Genomic DNA, 19,728 nt, shown 5'->3' on the forward strand with positions numbered 1-19,728 from the left:
CTTATATGTGAACTTGAATTCTCCTGCTCCTTATCCGGCTTGCTATTTCAATACGGCTACTGCCGCGTCCATCTGATCAAGGAACTGCTCCGGCGTTATTTGCTTGCCGAACAGCTGCTGGTGCGCCTCAATCACCTTCGTCTTGAACTCCTCCGTTCCTTTATCGAGCACTGGGGTGCCGCTGGAGGAAGAGATCGAGCTGAATATCGAGACCAGCTCCTTCTGAAGCGACGTCTCCGTACCGGTGAGGAACGCTTCGAATTGCTGCGCCGGCGTGCCTGCGCCTGTCTGCCATACTTGCTTCGCCCAGTTCTCGGGCTTGAAGAAATATTTCAGGAAAGCGACTGCCGCTTCCGGATGCTTGGATGCGCTCGATACGGAGTAACCGCCGCCGAACCACGCCGCTACATCGGATGCTTTGCCTTTGTCCGATGCTGGGTAAGGAATAGCGCCTACGTTATTGCGGAAGTCTTCCGGGAAGTTCTCGTCAAGCGCGAGGCCCGCTTCCCAGTTGCCCATGATGTACATCGCGGCTTGGCCTTGGCCGAACAGGTTGCGGGACGTGCCGTAGTCTGCCGTCAAGAAGCCGTCGGCAAGCGCCTTATTCTCCGCAAGCGCAAGCAAATCTTGTGCCGCGGTCAGGAAGTCTGCATCGCCTGCGAACTTGCCAGCGCCTTCAAGAACTTGGTCGATCTTGTTGAAATCGCCCGTTGCGCGCTGAGCCGCATATTCGAACCAGATCGGCAGCGACCAGCCTTCCATCGCGTTCGTCGTGATCGGATTGATGCCTTTCGCCTTGAATTGCTTCGATACTTCGATCAGCTCTTCTTTCGTTGTCGGCGGGTTAAGGCCGTTATCCGCGAACAGCTTCTTATTGTAGTAGATGACCAGGAAGTCCGTGCTTCTTGGCAATCCGTACAGCTTGCCGCCTTGCGAGAAGCCGTCGGTAGCGCCCGCTACAAAGTTGTTTTCCGTGAAATCGCCAGGGTTCAGCTCAAGCAGCATGTTGCTGTCGATAAGCGGTTTGATGAAGGAGGACTGACCCCAAGATTGAATAATATCTGGCAACGCATCCGTCGAAGCGTACACTTTCACCTTCGCTTTGTAGGGCTCATCCTGCAGCGCCTCTACTTCGATCTTCACGTTCGGATTTTCTTTCATATAGGCATCGATAATGTCCTGTTCGATCTTGCCTGAACCGCTTGCGCGATCGGCAAGCGCCGTGAAAAACTTCAGCGTAATTTGTTCAGGCTCCGGCTCTTTGGCCTCTTCGGTAGCCGCCGGCTTGTCGGTCGATTTCGGAGCGTTCGTGCTCTTGTTATTGCCTTCGTTGTTTTCTTTGCCTGAGCTGCAGGCCGCAATCGTGAACACGAGAATAACGGCTGCGAATACGAGCAGTAATCTTTTCATCCAAACCCCACCTTCATTTGTTTGACCAGGCATGCCCTGTTCTGCACTCATTATATCGTGTTAAGTTTCGGCAAAATATGCTTCATAATTTAGAAGAGATGCTTCATTTTTTGGATGATTGGAAAAAACCGCCGCATGAAGGAAAATTGTTGCTATACTGATTTTACTCTTACATTTCTATTAAAAAAGGTGAAGCGTATGAAGCTACTGTCTCCCTCCCTGCGAAATATGCCGCTGCAGCGCAAGCTGCTCGCGCTCGTCATCCCGCTGCTGATCGTCACTGTCGGCATTACAGGCTTCTACTCGTATACGATCGCCTCCGGCGAGGTTGTCGATAAGATTCGACAAGCCCAGATGAGCATGGCCCTCAAGACGAAGGATCAGCTCGACTTCGTAGCTAACAATACGCTTAGCTTCGCGAACTACCTGTTCCTCAATCCGACCGTTCAGGGCATGGTCATGAACGGCGACACGCCGCAGCGCCGCGACCTGGTCTACAAGAGCCTGCTGCCGCTTATGGTAACGGGCGAGACGATCCAATCGCTCATCTTGTACCCCGTACCCGGCGACGATTCCAATGGACAGCCGTTCACCATTACGCAGACCGGCATCGCAAGCGCCATTAGCTTGCCATCCTTCCAGCTGACCTCCTACTACGAACGACTGAACGCATCGAAGAGCAAAGTGATATGGGATATGCTGATCCCCTCCGACAATATATTGACCGGAGACAACCATTACAAGCTTGTCCTCATAAAGAACTTCAAGAGCTTCTACGACTATAAGCAAAACGGCGTGCTCATCCTCGGCCTCGACGCCGATAAGCTCAGCCGAAGTCTGTTCCATGACAAAGGTTACGGCCAAAGCGATGGCGATGGCGCGCAGTTCATCGTGAACGAGCGAGGCATCGTGCTTGCCGCCACCGATATATCGTGGATCGGCAAGCCGATTACGAGCATCCCGCTCGTCAAGCAGGAGCTTAGCGACGATATCGAGCCGGGCATGGCGCTCGACGCGCTGCAACGGAACGACAGCTTCATCGTATCGGACTCGTATTCCGAGGTGACCGGTTGGCATACGGTCGTCATTCAAGACCGCAGCACGCTCGTCGCCGAGCTGAACCATATTGGATCGGCCACGGTAACGATCATGGCGATCGTGAGCATCATCGCGATCTTGCTTTCCTGGGTGATCGCCCGCGTTGTAACGAATCCGATGAAGAAGCTGATGCATTCGATGAAAGCGCTGCAAATCGGCGACTTCTCGCAGCGCGTCAGCTTCACCGGCAATGACGAGATCGGCCGGCTCGGCTACTTGTATAATTCAATGGTCAGCCAGATCAAGATGCTTATCGACGATGTGTACGCATCCAGCCTTAAACAGCGGGAGGCGGAGCTGAAGGCGCTGCAATCGCAAATTAACCCTCATTTTCTATACAACACTTTGAATCTGATTAACTGGAGCGCCGTTCAGAAGGGCGATAACGAAATATCGGAGATGGTCGTATCGCTGTCGCAGGTGTTCCGATTAAGCCTTAACAGCGGCAACGAATACGTCGAACTGGAGCAGGAGATGGAGCTTGTCCGCCACTATTTGTTCCTGCAGAAAAAAAGGTACACGAGCCGGTTCAGCTTCGAGATCGAGATGGATCCCGTTATTGCCAGATTGCAGATGCCGAAGCTGCTGCTGCAGCCGCTCGTCGAGAATGCCATTATTCATGGCATCGAGCCGTCGGAAGGCAACGGCATCATCTATGTTCGGGCGTATGCCGAGCAGGAGTGGGCTGTTCTCGAGGTGATGGACAACGGGCCGGGCATGCCCGAGGAGCAGGTGAATAGGCTGCTTGGCAAGGGAGGCATGCCAGTCCGCAACAGCAACACGGTCGTATCGCATTCGGGGATGGCGTTGTCCAACATTAAGGAGCGGCTAGCATTGTTCTATGAGCAATCGGTATTCGATATCGAGAGCAGAGAAGGCATCGGTACGAGAGTTCAAGTTCGAATTAAACAGGGGGTCGACGGACATGTCGCTTAAAATGATCGTGGCGGAGGACGAACAGTCGTTCCGTGAAGGAATCGTTCGTTTAATCGATTGGCAGCTCTACGGCATTGAGATTTCGGGCGAAGCGGCGAATGGCCGCGAAGCGCTGGATATGATTATTTCCGATCCGCCCGACCTCCTGCTGACCGATATACGGATGCCATATTTGAATGGGCTTGATCTTATTCGCGAGGCGCGAGCGACCGGCGCCCAGTTCCATACGGTGCTGCTTACCGGCTACAACGAATTCGAATATGCGAAAGAAGCGATCAAGCTTGGCGTTTCCGATTACTTGCTCAAACCTTGCATGCCGGCAGATATTATACGCGTAATTCTTGAAGTGAAGGGCAAGATCGAGGCGATGGAATCGAGCGGCAACGAGGTGAAGGCGCTCAACCGGACGTGGAAGCGAAATGTTCATCTGCTCAAAAATCAAATTCTGTCCCAATGGGTTCAACAGCCGCTAATGCCGCTTGAGAACCGCTCCATTGCTATGCAAGAGGTATCCCTCTCTCTCGATAATGGACCCATCCAGATCGGCATGCTCCAGATCGATTCGGGCGGCAGTACGCGAGCGTTCGAGACGATGCAGGATCTTGAGCTCATTCGTTACGCCATGCTGAATATTGCCGGCGAATCGTTAGCTCCTCTATATGGCGGCAAGATTGAAGTATTCCGCCATGACGATGAGATGTTATGGATCGGCAGCTGCGGGCCTGACACGCCTGCTTGGCAGGTTGAGCAGTCGTTGCGCACACTGCAAGCGAATCTGGAAGCTTTCTTGAAGCTGTCCATCTCTTTGTCGCTTAGCTCTATCCAAGCTTCCGTCGACTATGCGCACACCGGCTATCAACAAGCGTTGTCTGCGATGGAGGGACGATTCTACCAAGGCAAAGGCGGCATCTATCTGTATAGCGAATCGCCGGAACATTCGACCTCGCGGACGTCCATTCTCGACGACGCTTACTTGCACCGAATGGAGAAGGAGCTGCTCACCCTCCTGCAGAACGAACAATACGGCGCCGCGGTCGACGTAATCGAAGCCATTTTCGGCTACATTAGGGACAATACACGATATACGAAAGCAGATGTTGTGTTGCGGGCGACAGGCCTCCTACTGGAGCTGCAGAAGTTCGCCCAAGAGCGGAGCGCCCCGTCGATCGAATGGCAAGATAGTGTCGTTAATGGAGTAGACAGCATTCCGAGGATGGAGACTTTGGAGGAGTGCGCGGCGATTCTGCAGAAGATCGTCCAAAGCATCGTGGAAGCCGTCTCCAAGCAGAAGACGGTTCACCGCACCGTGCAAGCGACGATTGAGCTTATTAAAGCAAAGTATAATACGAACCTGACGCTGGAGCTTGCCGCGAAGGAGACATTCGTCAGCAACAGCTACTTAAGCTCGCTGTTCAAGCAAGAGCTGGGGGTCGGTTTCCTCGATTACTTGCATCAGTTCCGCGTCGAGAAATCGAAGGAGCTGCTCCGCGAGAGCTACAAAATATACGCCGTCGCCAAGCTCGTCGGCTATCAGGAGGAGCGTCACTTCAGCTCCACCTTCAAGAAGTGGACCGGGCTGACGCCACGGCAGTACCAGAAAAACTACGCCTCGAAGCAGGCGTAGAATCGGTCCGCCCGTACGCCTGCCGTTAGGAATTCCAGCATCGCTATTTTGCCGAATCCCCTCCATCTGGATCAGTTGCGAATCTAAGACACCTTATTTCCATCAATTCAACGAAAAAAGCGCTATTTTGCACAAATAGCGCTCCTACGATTCGCAACACTCCAAAGTAGACTCTGAGGATACGAATAGCATCTCTACGATTCCCAACTAATTTAACTTTTTAATAACAATAGAGGCATTTACGTTTATTTGCGTGCCTCCGGCTAGAGGCTGAAGAGTAACTCCGGCAGTTGAAGTGTGATTTCGCAGCGTAATAAAATCACCGGCCGACATAGCGACTATTACCTGACCGCTGCTTAGCTGAGTGCCGGCACCCGATCCATATACGGTTCCAGCAACGGGCGCGTTATTTAAAAATATCGTAAATTGGTTTGGTTGTTGACCCGACACGGAAAAAGTAACCTCATAATGGCCCGTCTCACTGACCGAAATCTGAGTCGTTCCTGGGGTATGCGTGATGCCTGGCGTAAGAATACCATTCGTATCAAAAATAATATCCTCTTCTAATGCAACGACTCGAGAAGTTAGGTTATAAATATACCCGTACTGTGAAACTCCACCTGCCGCACCGGTGGCACCAGTCGCACCGGTAGCACCGGCAGCTCCAGTAGCTCCAGTAGCTCCAGTGCCGCCTACAGAACCTGCAGCGCCTACCGCGCCTGCTGAACCTACTGCGCCCGCTGTCCCAACACTGCCCGCCGAGCCTACTTCTCCAGCTGGGCCGACCGACCCTGCTGAACCTACACTGCCCGCCGATCCTACCGATCCTGCTGAGCCTACACTACCAGCACTATTAATATTCCGTATTACACGAACAATTCTCTTTCTGATGATGATTTTTTTGCAGCAATCTTTTCTTTTCCGCTTGCACTTTTTCTTTGTACCTTTAGGTTCCATAGATGGCCAGACAAGCGTATCCACTTTTATACAACTACTTTTTCTCTTAGGCTTATTACATCCCAATGCACACACCTCCACTTTGATTTACTGTATAGTACTCTAATGGTGTGCTGGAGGCATGGACATTTATCTCAAATCGGATAGACGGCTATCTATTTATTCAAAAAATAGGTATATACTAGCATCAGAAAGGTATATATATCGTTCTTGAATTATGGTCGGATATAGATTAATAGAATTTACCTACCAACTATTAGACCTTGGAGCAGAAACCGCCACTATCATTAATACTGTCTGTCCCTCAGATCTTTGTCGTCGAACCAAATTTGAATGAGCTCTACCTTAGCAGCGCCGCTCAGTGAAATGACGTATTCGCCATTTCGATATAATCCCTCCGTCAAATGCTCATAGCCTTGCGACAACAGCATCTCGATCGCAGCCCTCCTATCATCTCCAATGTTGATGCCATACACGGCATAGGCTGGTTCCCAAAAGGCAATGGAGCTCACTTGGCCATAAAGATCATTGTCCTTGTCTCCGGAAAAACCGATGCGAATGCCTTTGTCCTCATAGGTCCGAAGATATCCGCCGAAGCCTTCCACATAATCGCCTTCACCGAACAAAGCGATTATTTTCTCCTCGGTTTGAGCTAATTGCACGCTCGCAGCGGATAGGTTCTCATTTAGATGAGTGAGAGTTTCAACCTGCCTCCCCTTTTGCAGCAACAGCCACATGAGAAGAGCTGCGCATAGTACCGCCGCAATGATGCCAAGCCATACGAATTTCCGAGTTCGGGATACCACGATTTCATCACCTCATCTAATTATTTTCGAGAACCGCTGCGGTTCACTTCACATTCCATTCATGTCCCTATTCTAAACATCCTATAACATCAAGGCCCTGTGCCTGCGCTAGCTACGTACCAGAAGATGCCCGCTTTTTTCAAATAAACCGCTCCAAGCTCGTCGCCTGTTGCCCTGTTCATGTAGCCGTCCACACTATATAAATACCCATACTGCGGATCCACCCTGCTCGTCGTCGAAATATCCGCCTTTAAGCTATTAATCGGCTGCAAACTCTCCAAAATATGTCTTCTAATCGTCCATTCCGGCGATAAGAAGCTTGCCGCCCATAATAGAACGATAACAGCAGCAATAACGATCCCGACCGTTCTTTTCCTCATAATCATGAAGCACTACTCCCCTTTTCATGGCGCGGATAGATTGAATATCTGAATAAAATATAGTAAATTACAAGTAATAAGTGAAGTAAGAGGTGCGTAAACATGGCTATCCAAGAGCTCGAAGAAGCAACTTTATTAGATCGAATCCAACAAAACGGCGGCCAGGCTGGCGTCTTTTTCTTCACGCCGTTATGCGGCACCTGCATGGTCGGAGAGCGAATGCTCGAAATTGCCGAAGCGACAGGCGTCAAGACCCCGCTCTACAAGATAAACATTAACTATGCGCCTAAGCTGCGCGACCAATGGCAAATCGCAAGCGTCCCTTGCCTCGTCGTGCTAGAGGGCGGCTCCCCTGTACGCAAGGAATATGCGATGCAATCCGCTCAGCATCTTTATTCGCTTCTTCGCTAGCACGCCTTAATCGTAGCCCCCTTTAACCTTAGGCAGCGCCTTGTACTCCTCCTTCCCTTCTACGATCGCGATAACCTTCTGCACCATCTTCGTCATCGCCTCGTTATCTTCGCCGCTGTTGCATTCCGACCATTCATAATGCCTCTCGCCGCCATTAATACGAACGGTTAAGTTGTAGCTGGCATGAGGCTTCACGTCGCATGCGGCCGACAGCTTCTTCTCTTCCAAATAATTAGCAAGAACCATTTCCTTGTAGATGAGACCGCGTTCTTCACTCGTAAGCGTGAAGTCGGACAGCTCCGCAACCTCTCCATTCTGAAGATCCTTGACGAGCTTATGCTCTGCCGTATGAATCTCGTTCTTCTCCGTTATGCCGTACAACAACGTGAATTCGAACAAATCCTGCTCCGAGACGTTATAGTCTAGCGTCAGCACGTCAATTTCGTCGCTTTCACCCTTGCAGCCGGTTAAAGTATAACGTAGAGCAACTTCCGACTCGCGCTTCTCGAACCCTTTGCAATCGTACACCTTCACGAGCGGCGAGCCGAACTTGTCTTCACTGTTATCGTAACGAAGCTGGAAGCCGCTTTTGCTATATTTCAAATCATAAAAGATAGGATCTCCTTCGATCGTGTAATGCACGATCCGCTGCATGCCCTCATTCCCATCCGTGAACGAATCAATCTTCTCCCAATTGCTGACTCTGTTATGCATCGCAATAACATCATTCGATTCATTGATATCGTAATCGTCTCTCCACTCTGAGCTAGTATTCGTACCGGGGACCTGTTTCTGTTCGTTACTGCCGCATGCTGCAAGCAGCAAACACATCATAAGTGCTGCAATCACCGTTTTCCATTTTCCCATATCTGGTTCTCCCCCATCTTTCATTATTAGGCTAGACGAGGCTAGGCGGATAATTGTTACATAAAGATACGTGCGACAGAAGCGACTATTTGCAAAAATGAAAAGAGACAACCTGTATTTTCACTTTATCTGGCAGGTTGCCTCTAATGCTTATTTTAGATTTAAGGTTTCTTCGTTGCGATTGGTTTTCTCGTTGTACCTTGATTGGCGTCCGGAATAAGCTTCTTTGTTGACTTCGAATCCGGTTTATTGGTAACCGAGGGCTTCACAGCAGGTTTTTTGGTGGCGCTAGGCTTGGCAGTTGGTTTAATCTTCTTCTTTGGATCATCATTATCATCATTATCATCATTATCATCATTATCATCATTATCATCATCATTAGTGCCGTTATCATTCTCATTGCCAGTTACTTCGGTTGGCGCTTCAGTAGACATAGGATTATTCGTTGGATCCGTTCCCGCCGAACCGTTTTTTGTATGAAGCAATGGTACGGCAGTCGAGGCAGCAGGGCTAGCGTTCGGCGCATTCTCGCTTAATTGTCTTCTAATCTTTTGCTCCACTTCATCGGGCATATTTCCCGTACAGCCGATCAATGAAATAAGAAAAATGAACATACTAATTAAAAAATACTTTTTGTATCGCCTATCCTTACTGCGCTCGAAATTATTAAACGAGACACTTAAACCAAGCACCAAAAAGATAATAAATGAAATCGTTGCGACCGCTAAGAATACAATAAAGCCAACCAAACTAGATCCCCCTCTTGAATATTGAAATGCTGCAGCTCTCATTTAAACGTCACCGATTCGGTTATGTTTCATATTTTTGGAATTTTTTTGCGAATGAGCCAATACTCGTTCTTGGCATACTGCTTAGCTTACTGTTACTCTTAACAAGTATTCGCAACTATTTCCACGATTTCTGATATTGGTCATATAACAATTAACTCCAAATAACAAACAAAAGGGGAGCCCCGACTATGTCCGAGACCTATGCAACACAGCTTGACCGACCCTATATCGTTAACCAGCTGGAGGCGCTGCTGCAAATTCCGAGCCCCAGCGGGTACTGCATGGACATTATGAAATACGTGCAAGAAGAGATCGGAAGGCTCGGTTACGCGCTCGAAATGACGCCAAAAGGCAATGCAATCATTACACTGCCAGGACGCGGCACCGAACGAGTCATCGGGTTATCGGCCCATGTCGATACGCTTGGGGCTATGGTTCGCTCCATCAAGCCGAACGGCATGATCCGCTTCACGCCTGTTGGAGGATACAACATGCATACCGTTGAGGGCGAGTACTGTCTGATTCATACCCGCGACGGCCGTACATACGAAGGAACGGTATTGTCTTCCAAAACTTCCGTTCATGTGTATACCGATGCGCGCGATTGGAAACGCGAGGAAGCGAATATGGAGATTCGAATCGACGAATCCGTGAAATCCAAGGAAGATACCGAGAAGTTGGGCATCGCCGTCGGCGATTTCATTTCGTGGGACCCTCGAACGCGCGTATTGCCTAACGGCTGGATCAAGTCGCGCCATCTCGATGATAAAGCTAGCGTAGCTGCGTTATTCGGCTTGCTGGAATGGCTGAAGCGGACCGGCCAGACTCCGGCTCATACGCTCAAGCTCATCCTGTCCACCTATGAGGAGGTTGGGCACGGCAGCTCCCACATTCCGAGCGACATTACGGAAATGATCGCCGTCGATATGGGGGCGATCGGCGACGATCTAACCACGACGGAGCTGGATGTATCAATCTGTGCCAAAGACTCCTCCGGCCCATACGATTATAATATGACGAGCCGTCTGATCGAGCTGGCGAAGCGCGAGCAGATCCCATACGCCGTCGACATCTACCCGCACTACGGCTCGGACGCTTCCGCTGCACTGCGCGGAGGAAGCAATATCCGTGCCGCCCTCATCGGTCCAGGCGTTCATGCCTCGCACGGCATGGAACGGACACATGCCGACGCGGTCGTCAACACGGCGGCGCTGCTGCTCGCTTATGTAATGGAATCGGAATGAAGATATAACACCGCTGACAGCAACATCCGATCTGCATCATTCGTCTATAAATGGAATAAATTATGCGATCGAGTGAGGGAGTGGCTATTATGAAGCTGCGCAGACGGCGTATGATAACGATCGTCAGCATCGGCATTCCGGTGCTGGCGGTTATATTTTATCTTTTTGGGACATTCGATACAAAAAACAATTCGGTCATTCCTGCCGCAACACCTCCTGTTCAAGTAAAGCCGATTGCTGACACAACGCCGGACTGGAGCCCTCCCGCCGAACCGTTTGATCCCGATACGGCAGAACCGCTTGTGCTATGGAAGAAGGATCTAAGCAGCATTTATGTAAAGAACTCGCAACTTTATTACTCATCGGACGGAGTAGACGAGCGAGTTCTTTATGCATGGAAACAATCTCTCCCCACACAAGCATGGGTTAGCGAGAGTGCTCTGCTTATTGGCACACAGCTTATCGACAGCAACTCCGAGCAAGAAGGGCATCGCGGCGCATGGATCTCTGTGCAGACAGAGCCTACCCCTGCCATTACAGAGCTGGACAATATCTACTTCGGACCGCAGCAGGTGCTAGCCGTAACGGCCGCCAATGAACCTCGTATCTTTCTCATCACGGCGCGCAATGGCGTATCCAACTTCTCCGAATATATAGTCGCACCCTCCCATAAAGAATGGATCCCCAACGGCAGACCACTATCGTTCACCCCAGATCCGAATGAGCCTGGGACAAACAATCAGCTTCGTTATTTCTCTAATGTCCATGTCTTTCCTTTACCTGAAGGTTCGAGCATCTATAGCTTTGCCGATGATTACAGCAGTCTTCTCTATTTTCAATCCGCACATCCTTATGTACTGCGTTATGCAGACTATAGCCTAACCGATGTAAGACAGGTATTCTCTCTCAATGAACTTGGTAACCGCCTCATAGGGCGCTTCAGCAATGAAGCTGGCGATGAGGCGCTCTCCTTTCTCGACCTATCGTTTGAGTATATGCCCTATGAGCCGAGGCTATGGGACGGCACGTGGCAGACTTTGAATAACTATACCTTCACCCGTGCTGCGCCAGAGAAGATTGAAGTCATTCAGTATAAAGAACAGACTCCTGTTGATGCCAATACACCTACGTATGCCGCCTTTCCAACGGGAGAAGCCCGCTTGATCACGACAAAAGGAGCGCTTGCGGAGTACAACGTGCGAGGAAGGACCGAATATATTTCCTTGTATGATTTCGTGAACACGGAAGAAGCGTCTCCCGGCCATTTATGGATTTCACCATTAAAAAAGTTCACCGTCAAGAAAGAAGAGCGTCCCGCTTATATTCCCTCATACTTCAGCTACGAGATTCCGGAATGGAGCTATCAGGATTACAATACGAATGATTCAATTCCTGATGAGCTGCTGGGTGCATTGGAAGAAGTAAGAAGAGAAGGGGATTATGGTTATGCGAAGGTATTCCGCAAGTATGGATCCCAATGGTTTGTGTTATACGATCGTTATTTCTATGAATATACAGACGGGCAGTTGCGCGAGCTTGGCCAGCTTCCCGTCACGGTTACGGTATCAATCGGAGAGGCCTCTGGCGGACGGGGGGCAATGGACTTCGTTCGTTGGAAAGAGGCTTGGTGGATCGCGGATACCGAAGCTTCACGCGTCATCAAGCTGAATGACAAGCTGGAGCTTGAAGCCGAATTCCCGATTCATACTCCTTATCAATTAACCGCAGAGGGCGAACAATTGCTTATTACATCGATCGCCAGCCGATCTACGGTTGATGATCAATTCAAGCTTCTGAATACGAAATCCTTACCATTCGAATCCACCGCGAACAAGAAAAAAACGATGTTCGAGGGTTTCATGCCGCATCAATTGTACGAGGATACATCATCAGGGCTTACTTGGTATTATTTAGACGGTTTCCTCTATCATTACGATGCCAAGAAACAGAAGTCACGCTCAGTTTATATAGGCTACACGATCAACGCCCAAGCGCAAGTGAAAATCGTCCCTTACAAGGACGAGATCATTGTGCTACTTGACCATCGGCTCGAACGGTTCGATCGACAAGGAAATTGGTTAAGCACGCTCGCGTATCCTCGTTCCATTCCTGACGGCATCTACGATATGACAACGCGGGGGGAAGGCACCTTGATCGTCGATGAAGCATCGCAATTGTATTATCTAATTCAAGGCTATCGGATATTGGCGATCGATTTGGCTCGTAATGAGGTGAATACGGTGTTCCGCCAAAACTATGCGGATATAGGTCCACTTATGAGGCATGGGAATAGCATTTACTTCATACTGCATAGCGACCTGGAAGAGCGCTTTCGCCAGCTTATGCAACAAGGAGAGACGAGCAGACCGCTATATACCGAAATCGTGAAGATCGATATGCAGACCCAGAACATCAGCCGTTCGGTCGTCGAAGGCTACTATAGTACCTTCAAAATGGAAGGCAACGCCGGCGATGAGCCTTCTTTCGTTTTATTAAGCTATAACTAATAAGAATCAAGTGGAATCCTTAAAAACAAAGAAACCCAGCGTTCTTGCGAACGTTGGGTTTTTTGACAATCTCATATTTGTTCCGATTGTTTCACAACCGCTCTAATTCGAAGCAGCGCGACCAAGATGATGATGAATGCTGTTAGCGCAAGCATCGGTATCGTAATAAAGCCGAACCAGTTGAGATAGTCGCCCTTGCACGAAACCGGACCGCATGCACTAAGCGCCGAATCATGCGGCAGTTTCTGCAAAATCGTGTGGTACAATGAGAAACCTCCGCCGATCGTCACGAGGGGCAGTGCATACGACACGATGCCTTTATCCCCCTTGGCATACGCCACTATGAACAGCAGCGTCAGCGGATACATGAATATGCGTTGGAACCAGCATAAGCTGCAAGGTACAAAATGTTGAACCTCGCTGAAATACAAGCTTCCCGACGTAGCCAATACGGCAACTGCCCAAGCGGTAAACAGCCAAAACGATACCTTCTTCTCCTGCTCTTCCGTCAAGCCAAGCCCTCCTTGCTCTTTAAACGAACTCTCTCTTATTTTCGCTTAAAAAGCCGCTTCCGCACATGACTCGATCGAGCTATCCGTAGCCAGTAAAAGACATCGTTCCGCCTCATGCTAGCTTCTCTTTTATTTTGCGACGACGGGCAACGTAAATTCTAGATCCTTCAAGTACTGCTTCTCCCTTGTGTTCTCCTGTTTGTAAGGCTTAACGATAAGCGTCTTCGGCAATTCCTTGAACGGCTCGAACATTAGAACATTCAGATACGTGTTCTCGGCTGCCCCAGGGGTAGAAGTTCCGCCTAGCAGTGTTGCGACCTCTCCTCTTTCATTCACGATGTCGTAGTTCATGTAATCGCCGATCGGTTCCATCTCTTGGCCTGCCTTGAAGTTCAGCAAAACCTCAAGCTGCATCGTGGCTTCCGTCATTTCCAGCTTACTAATGCTCATATCATAATCGCCATACGATTTCGTTTCCTCAGAGGCAAGCACGATATATTGATTCGTCGTCCTGTCAACAGGGAAGGTCAGCTTGAATTCTTGATTAATCGTCGCATCCTGAATCTTAACCTCGAATTCGAAACGCTCCGGCAAATCGAATGCCGATGACCCGGTTGCTCCTACGTCCGGCTGTATTGTTAGAATGGAGGAATGATGATACGCAATATCAGAGGCCAGGTGACGCGAGACGGACAGTTTTACACCATTCGCGCGAACTTCGATGACATCGCTTGGCGTTTCGCCTTTTTTCAAAGCAGCAATATACACATCCCTCGATTTGTCCACCCACTTCTTAAGCGGCGGGTTCTTGCCGTCACTCGTCTCTCTCGTCAGCACCATCGAAATGCGAGTACCGTCGTACATCATATCCGATATCGTGAACGTCACACCGTCATGGGTTACGCTCGTATTCACATTCCGGATCATCCCTTGCTCAGCGACCGTCTGCAGTCCGGCATCGCCTGCCTGACCGAACAACCCGCCGATAAGCGGCAGTTGGTTAAGCGCGCTCGCCATCATTGGCGACACGAATCCTGAACCTATGAGGCATATAATAACCGCGGCCGCGGCTGCAATAGCAATACTTCCTCTGCCTACGCGGCTTCTCTTTTGAACCGTGGCTGTCTCCCGCTGCTGCAGCTTATCCCATACAGCCTCTACCGCTTGATCACTAATAGCGTGGAGATAGACCGGCTTTGCCTGACGAATACGACTCTCCAAATTCATCGCTATCACCTCTTCTTAATCGATTCTCTAACTGTTTCCGTCCTCTTGCCAGCCGCGTCTTCGCCGCTCCCTCACCGATTGCAAGAGCATAGGCAATTTCTTTGACCGACATCTCCTCAAAATAATACAAAATAATCGGTATCCGGAATTTGTCTGCCAAGCCCATAATGCCTGCGTACACTTCCTTATCTCTGCTGCGCTGCATGTACACGTCCTCCGTGCTGGCGATACTTATCTCCGGAACATGCTCAGCCAGCTTCTCCCGCTTCTGATTCCGGATCGTGTTCAGACATTGATTAATGACGATTCGAACGAGCCATGGGTACGGCCGATCCCTATCCTTCAATTGCCGCACTTTGAGATACGCATTTACGAATGCCTCCTGCACGACATCCTCCGCTCTGCTCCGATCCCGCACATAGGTATAGGCTACATAGCAGAGCCGATCGTAATATTGCTCCATCCATTCCTTTAATTGCTTATCAATCTCCAACTGTCCCTCACCCTCTTCCCTACTACAATGACACATGAGAACGGAAATGGTTTCATCAAAAAATTAGGGTAACGCACCAGTACCATAAAAAGTTGGAACTATCCGTTACTAGCCCCTTAAGCGATTATGGGATATATACCATATCCTTCAGGAGGTGTACAGGATGAATCACGTTTATGTAACGAGCATGGGAAAATTTCTGCCGGGAGAGCCTATCGGCAATGAAGAGATGGAAGACTATCTTGGCCGAATTAACGGCAAGAGCTCCAAGTCCAAACGCCGCATCCTCGAGCAAAATAAAATACGCTACCGTCACTATGCGATCGACAAGCAGCAACGGAGCTTATACAGCAACGCCGAGATGGCGGCTTTAGCCATTCAAGATGCGCTCGCGCGCCATTCGAACGCGCTGGATGAAGGGATCGACTTCCTCGCCGTCGGCACAACGCAGGGCGATTTGCTCGTTCCCGGCTTCGCGAGTATGGTTCATGCCGAGACCGGCTTGCCCGTCATGGAAATCGCGACGCATCACGGGGTCTGCGCCAGCGGTATGCAGGCGATGAAAAATGCCTATCTGCAAGTGCTGTCCGGCGAGAGCCGCATTGCCATATCGTGCGCAAGCGAATTTCCGAGCCGCGTCTTCAAGCATACGCGGTTCGAAGCGCAGCAAGCGTATCGCGACAGCGCCGTTCCGTTCGACACCGACTTCCTGCGCTTCATGCTGTCGGACGGCGCAGGAGCAGCTGTCTTACAGAACACGCCGGCGGTAAGCGGTCTGTCTCTTCGCATTGAGTGGATCGACAACAAGTCGTATGCGAACAGCTATGACGTCTGTATGTACGCAGGGTTTAACAAAGAAAACAAGGAGCTTGCCAGCTGGCATGATTATCAGTCCGTGCATGACGCAGCCGACGACGGGGCGATGAATCTGAAGCAAGACATTCGGCTAGTGAATGAAATGCCGAAGGTTGGTGTCGATCGTTTCTTCGAGCTTGTGGAGGAAGGCGCCGTCGATCCTTCCTCGATTGATTGGATGGTATGCCACTATTCCTCGCACTTCTTCCGCGACGAAATATTCCGGCTGCTGAAGCTGGGCGGCTTAACGATTCCCGAGGAGAAATGGTTCACGAATCTATACACGAGGGGCAATACGGGAGCGGCATCGATCTACATTATGCTGGAGGAGCTGCTTAGCAGCGGCAAGCTGACACCTGGCGAAAGGGTGCTGTGCATGGTGCCGGAGAGCGGCCGATTCCAAACCTCGTATATGCTGTTGACGGTGGTCGGCTCGAAGGATACAGCTAATAAAGCTCCATTCGAGGAGCGCGTGCCCGAAGCCCCGCAGCTTGCGTATGACGCGTCCAATGATGTGCAGGCGCAGCTCGTTCGCCAGCTTGTACGCGTATGGATCGACTTCGAGCAGAAGCTGGCCCGCGTACCCGTTATTCGCAAGCTGTACGAGGGCAAGTTCACGATCAACGACTACAAAGCATTGATGGAAAACATTCGGCAGCAGGTCATCGACGGCTCGCAATGGATCGCGCGGGCAGCGTCTTACATCCCGATCGAGCATATCGACCTTCGCTCGACGTTCATAGCGCATGCCCGCGATGAGCACCGTGATTTTCAAATACTGGAGCGTAATTATGTAGCTGTGGGTGGAGACTTGGAGGCTATTCAATCAGGGGAGAAAAATATCGGCAGCGAGGCGTTGTCCGCCTACCTGTTCCAGCGTGCGAGCCGCGACAATCCCGTCGACCTCATCGGCGCGATGTGGATTATCGAGGGACTCGGCTGCCGGATGGCGCGTTACTGGGGGGAAATGATTCGCGACCAGCTTGGGCTGGTCGACGAGCAGGTGTCGTTCTTGCTGTATCATAGCGATTCCGACGAGCTGCACTTCGAGCGGCTGGAGACGGTCGTACAGCATCCGCTGCTGACAGCGGACATTGCCGCACGCATCGTGAAGACGGCCAAGACGACGGCACGGTTATATTTGCTGCAGTTAGAGGAGCTGAATAACATATGAGCGAGGCTGACTATTTCCGTAATATGAAGCATGACCGGAATGACCCCAATCCTTTTCTCGCGATCTATCTCGATCAGAGCATTCCGTTCAATGAAGAGGCGAAGGCCGCCTATTTGAAGGATTGCTCCAGCAGATCGCGGCAGTTTCTGCTTCCGCTGCTTCGCCCGTTTGCCCGTCTATTGATTATTTTGCTGCAAATCTACAAGATCATCGTGCCGAAGGCGCTCACGTCTTCCCGTTTGCTGCACCGTGTGCTGCATTGGGGCATGAAGACGTTCGTCAGCCCGAGCGCCAATTATATGATCCTTCGCCATTTCTACCTCGGATCGGAAGTGCTGCAGTTTATTCGCGACAACGTGCCGGGCGTGAACATCACAATGAATCCGCTCAAGCCAACGAATTTGGAGCCGGTGAAGGATGATCTGTTCCTCATCCATGACCTCAACTTATACAACTTCGTCATCAATCTGAACAAGGAATTGCGTGACAACAAGCTGGAGGTGACGAAGCAAGATCGGCTTAACTTCGCGGCCATTACGTCAAGCCCGCTGCCTATCGAGCCGATGCCGAGGCGGTGGACGAACTTCATGGATTTGACGACGGCGATCGAGTGCTTCACACCCGTGTATCAGCTATTTCTGACCGACAACGACTTCTGGCGGGCTACGAATTCATTGCAATTGGATGAAACGATCGGCATTCTCGCTTCGAAAATTATCGGCAGCAACGATCGGCTTGCGCTCATTAATAACAAGCATCCGATGGTGCCGCTGACGACGCTAAGAGCCGGCTTCCGGCTCGTCCTGCATGGGCTCGCGACGGAGCAGATGCATGCGCTGCTCGTCGAGCTGAAGCATAAACAGGAGCAAGAGCCTGGGCTTCCGGCTTAACGCGGGGCGCGATTATTCCAGATCAGGCGGGAAGCGGCGTTTCGTCGCTTGCTCGAAGCTGTAGGCGAGCCGAATTAAGGTCGGCTCGCTAGATGCCGTTCCCATGAAGGCGATGCCGAACGGTCCTCTCGTCGAGAAGTCGTTCGGATGGCGATAGCCTTTATCGGACCAGCCTGCAGGAACGGTTATGAGCGGATAACCTGCTATAGCAGCAGGATCTTGCTCGTCATGCATCGCCGGCAGCAGCAGCGCATCCAGGTGATGCTCATTCAGCGTATAATCGATCCCTTGCCCGCGAGCCCTCTCTTTCGTGCGGGCTGCTCTTGCCAAGTAAGCAGGGTCATCCGTCGTTAAGGTCATCGTCTCCGACCATTCAAGCACGCCTTGTCCGTACTTCAATGCGGCTTCCGCATGCTCCTTATTGAAGGCGATCACGTCGCGCAAACTGCTTACGGAAACATCAGGTGTTATCGGCAACGCAGACAAATAAGCATTCACGCCTTGCTTGAATTCAATCGCGAGCAGCTCATGCTCCCATTCTGCGTCCTCGCAAGGCAGCTTCACATCGTCGATGATTGTCGCTCCCTGCTCCTTCAACATCGCGATCGCTTCTTCCATAATCGCAAGTCTTTCTTTATGCAGACGACGATAGTAGAAGCGCGGAATACCGATGCGCGCTTGCTTCAAGTACATCGCATCCAAGTATGGCGTATAGTCGATTTCGGTTAATGTCCCTAGTAATATTGCCGCATCCGTCACCGTCCGTGCAATAGGCCCTGCCGTATCTTGTCTATGAGAGATTGGAATGATGCCGCTGCGGCTAATAAGACCGACCGTCGGCTTGATGCCGACGACCATATTCTGACTAGCCGGTTCAATGATCGAGCCGTCCGTTTCCGTGCCGATTGCGGCCGCTGCTAAATTAGCCGCCACAGCTACAGCCGACCCGGAGCTTGATCCGCCGACGAACAGCTCGCCCGGTCCGTACGGATGGAGCGTCTGCCCGCCTCTTGCGCTGTAGCCCGACCACATGCCGTTAGCCATAAAGTTCGCCCATTCCGTCATATTCGTCTTCCCGAGTAAGACAGCGCCTGCAAGGCGCAATTGTTCGACCAGTGCGGCATCTTCAGCGGCAATCGATTCGGCTAACGCCAGCGATCCTGCGCTTGTATGCATCCGATCCTTCGTAGCAATATTGTCCTTGAGCAGAATCGGTATGCCATGCAGCGGTCCCCTGCTGCCTTTCTCTATCCTCTCCCGGTCCAGCTCTCTAGCAATCTCTAGCGCATCCGGGTTCACTTCCAGCACCGACCTAAGCTTGCCGTCGAACTTCTTAATCCGGTTCAAATAAGCCCCCGTCAACCGCTCCGAGCTTAAGTCTCCATTTTCCATAGCGAGCTTCATGCTCCCTATATCCGCTTCTATTATCCATTGTTCCAACTCGACGTTCCTATTCATCGTACGCACCCTCTCTTGACAGCTATCTTAATCATAGAAAACAGAGTGGCAATGAAGAAGATAAACTTTGATTCAAATTAAAAATTAC

The 19,728-nt window shown here is 50.8% G+C and carries 17 protein-coding genes; 7 read left to right on the forward strand and 10 right to left on the reverse strand.

Annotated features, from left to right (window positions below):
• Window positions 1–42 precede the first annotated feature (42 nt).
• Window positions 43–1,410, reverse strand: coding sequence for an ABC transporter substrate-binding protein (locus AC0YN0_RS23250; protein ID WP_475823399.1), 1,368 nt, complete (start codon window positions 1,408–1,410; stop codon window positions 43–45).
• A 198-nt stretch (window positions 1,411–1,608) separates the two neighbouring features.
• Here AC0YN0_RS23250 and AC0YN0_RS23255 point away from each other — a divergent pair, with 198 nt between their 5' ends.
• Complete coding sequence (locus AC0YN0_RS23255; RefSeq protein ID WP_475823400.1) at window positions 1,609–3,444, forward strand: sensor histidine kinase; 1,836 nt, start codon at window positions 1,609–1,611, stop codon at window positions 3,442–3,444.
• Window positions 3,434–5,068, forward strand: coding sequence for a response regulator transcription factor (locus AC0YN0_RS23260; protein ID WP_475823401.1), 1,635 nt, complete (start codon window positions 3,434–3,436; stop codon window positions 5,066–5,068). The genes AC0YN0_RS23255 and AC0YN0_RS23260 overlap by 11 nt, the downstream gene beginning before the upstream one ends.
• Before the next feature lie 207 nt (window positions 5,069–5,275).
• Here AC0YN0_RS23260 and AC0YN0_RS23265 read toward each other — a convergent pair whose 3' ends face one another.
• The 3 genes from AC0YN0_RS23265 to AC0YN0_RS23275 form a co-directional block, all read right to left on the reverse strand.
• Complete coding sequence (locus tag AC0YN0_RS23265) at window positions 5,276–6,091, reverse strand: BclA C-terminal domain-containing protein (RefSeq protein WP_475823402.1); 816 nt, start codon at window positions 6,089–6,091, stop codon at window positions 5,276–5,278.
• Between the two features lie 221 nt (window positions 6,092–6,312).
• Window positions 6,313–6,831, reverse strand: a complete 519-nt coding sequence (locus AC0YN0_RS23270; RefSeq protein WP_475823403.1) for a hypothetical protein — start codon at window positions 6,829–6,831, stop codon at window positions 6,313–6,315.
• An 89-nt stretch (window positions 6,832–6,920) separates the two neighbouring features.
• Window positions 6,921–7,217, reverse strand: coding sequence for a hypothetical protein (locus AC0YN0_RS23275; protein ID WP_475823404.1), 297 nt, complete (start codon window positions 7,215–7,217; stop codon window positions 6,921–6,923).
• A gap of 96 nt (window positions 7,218–7,313) precedes the next feature.
• Here AC0YN0_RS23275 and AC0YN0_RS23280 point away from each other — a divergent pair, with 96 nt between their 5' ends.
• A complete protein-coding gene (locus AC0YN0_RS23280; RefSeq protein WP_475823405.1) occupies window positions 7,314–7,622 on the forward strand; it encodes a thioredoxin family protein in 309 nt (102 codons plus the stop codon).
• A 6-nt stretch (window positions 7,623–7,628) separates the two neighbouring features.
• Here AC0YN0_RS23280 and AC0YN0_RS23285 read toward each other — a convergent pair whose 3' ends face one another.
• Entirely contained in the window at window positions 7,629–8,489 is an 861-nt protein-coding gene (locus AC0YN0_RS23285; protein ID WP_475823406.1) for a DUF4362 domain-containing protein, read from the reverse strand.
• A gap of 161 nt (window positions 8,490–8,650) precedes the next feature.
• The gene (locus AC0YN0_RS23290) at window positions 8,651–9,280 is read right to left on the reverse strand and encodes a hypothetical protein (protein ID WP_475823407.1); all 630 of its coding nucleotides are present in this window, start codon (window positions 9,278–9,280) and stop codon (window positions 8,651–8,653) included.
• Between the two features lie 188 nt (window positions 9,281–9,468).
• On the opposite strand from AC0YN0_RS23290, the gene AC0YN0_RS23295 reads away from it, so the two are divergent.
• Window positions 9,469–10,524, forward strand: coding sequence for a M42 family metallopeptidase (locus AC0YN0_RS23295; RefSeq protein ID WP_475823408.1), 1,056 nt, complete (start codon window positions 9,469–9,471; stop codon window positions 10,522–10,524).
• 89 nt (window positions 10,525–10,613) lie between these two features.
• Window positions 10,614–13,031, forward strand: coding sequence for a hypothetical protein (locus AC0YN0_RS23300; RefSeq protein ID WP_475823409.1), 2,418 nt, complete (start codon window positions 10,614–10,616; stop codon window positions 13,029–13,031).
• Window positions 13,032–13,102: 71 nt separating this feature from the next.
• On the opposite strand, the gene AC0YN0_RS23305 is transcribed toward AC0YN0_RS23300, so the two are convergent.
• The 3 genes from AC0YN0_RS23305 to AC0YN0_RS23315 all read right to left on the reverse strand — a co-directional run bounded on the left by AC0YN0_RS23305 (window position 13,103) and on the right by AC0YN0_RS23315 (window position 15,263).
• Window positions 13,103–13,543: a disulfide oxidoreductase gene (locus AC0YN0_RS23305; protein ID WP_475823410.1), complete on the reverse strand. Its 441-nt coding sequence runs from the start codon at window positions 13,541–13,543 to the stop codon at window positions 13,103–13,105.
• 129 nt (window positions 13,544–13,672) lie between these two features.
• Window positions 13,673–14,770, reverse strand: coding sequence for a DUF4179 domain-containing protein (locus AC0YN0_RS23310; RefSeq protein ID WP_475823411.1), 1,098 nt, complete (start codon window positions 14,768–14,770; stop codon window positions 13,673–13,675).
• Window positions 14,715–15,263 (reverse strand): RNA polymerase sigma factor, encoded by a 549-nt coding sequence (locus tag AC0YN0_RS23315; RefSeq protein ID WP_475823412.1) that lies wholly within the window; start codon window positions 15,261–15,263, stop codon window positions 14,715–14,717. The genes AC0YN0_RS23310 and AC0YN0_RS23315 overlap by 56 nt, the downstream gene beginning before the upstream one ends.
• A gap of 163 nt (window positions 15,264–15,426) precedes the next feature.
• Here AC0YN0_RS23315 and AC0YN0_RS23320 point away from each other — a divergent pair, with 163 nt between their 5' ends.
• Window positions 15,427–17,292, forward strand: a complete 1,866-nt coding sequence (locus AC0YN0_RS23320; RefSeq protein WP_475823413.1) for a 3-oxoacyl-[acyl-carrier-protein] synthase III C-terminal domain-containing protein — start codon at window positions 15,427–15,429, stop codon at window positions 17,290–17,292.
• Complete coding sequence (locus AC0YN0_RS23325) at window positions 17,289–18,182, forward strand: DUF6999 family protein (RefSeq protein ID WP_475823414.1); 894 nt, start codon at window positions 17,289–17,291, stop codon at window positions 18,180–18,182. Before AC0YN0_RS23320 ends, AC0YN0_RS23325 begins: the two co-directional genes overlap by 4 nt.
• Window positions 18,183–18,194: 12 nt before the next feature.
• Here AC0YN0_RS23325 and AC0YN0_RS23330 read toward each other — a convergent pair whose 3' ends face one another.
• Complete coding sequence (locus tag AC0YN0_RS23330) at window positions 18,195–19,640, reverse strand: amidase family protein (protein WP_475823415.1); 1,446 nt, start codon at window positions 19,638–19,640, stop codon at window positions 18,195–18,197.
• Between the last annotated feature and the right edge of the window lie 88 nt (window positions 19,641–19,728).

Source organism: Paenibacillus sp. J22P218 (assembly GCF_056269195.1).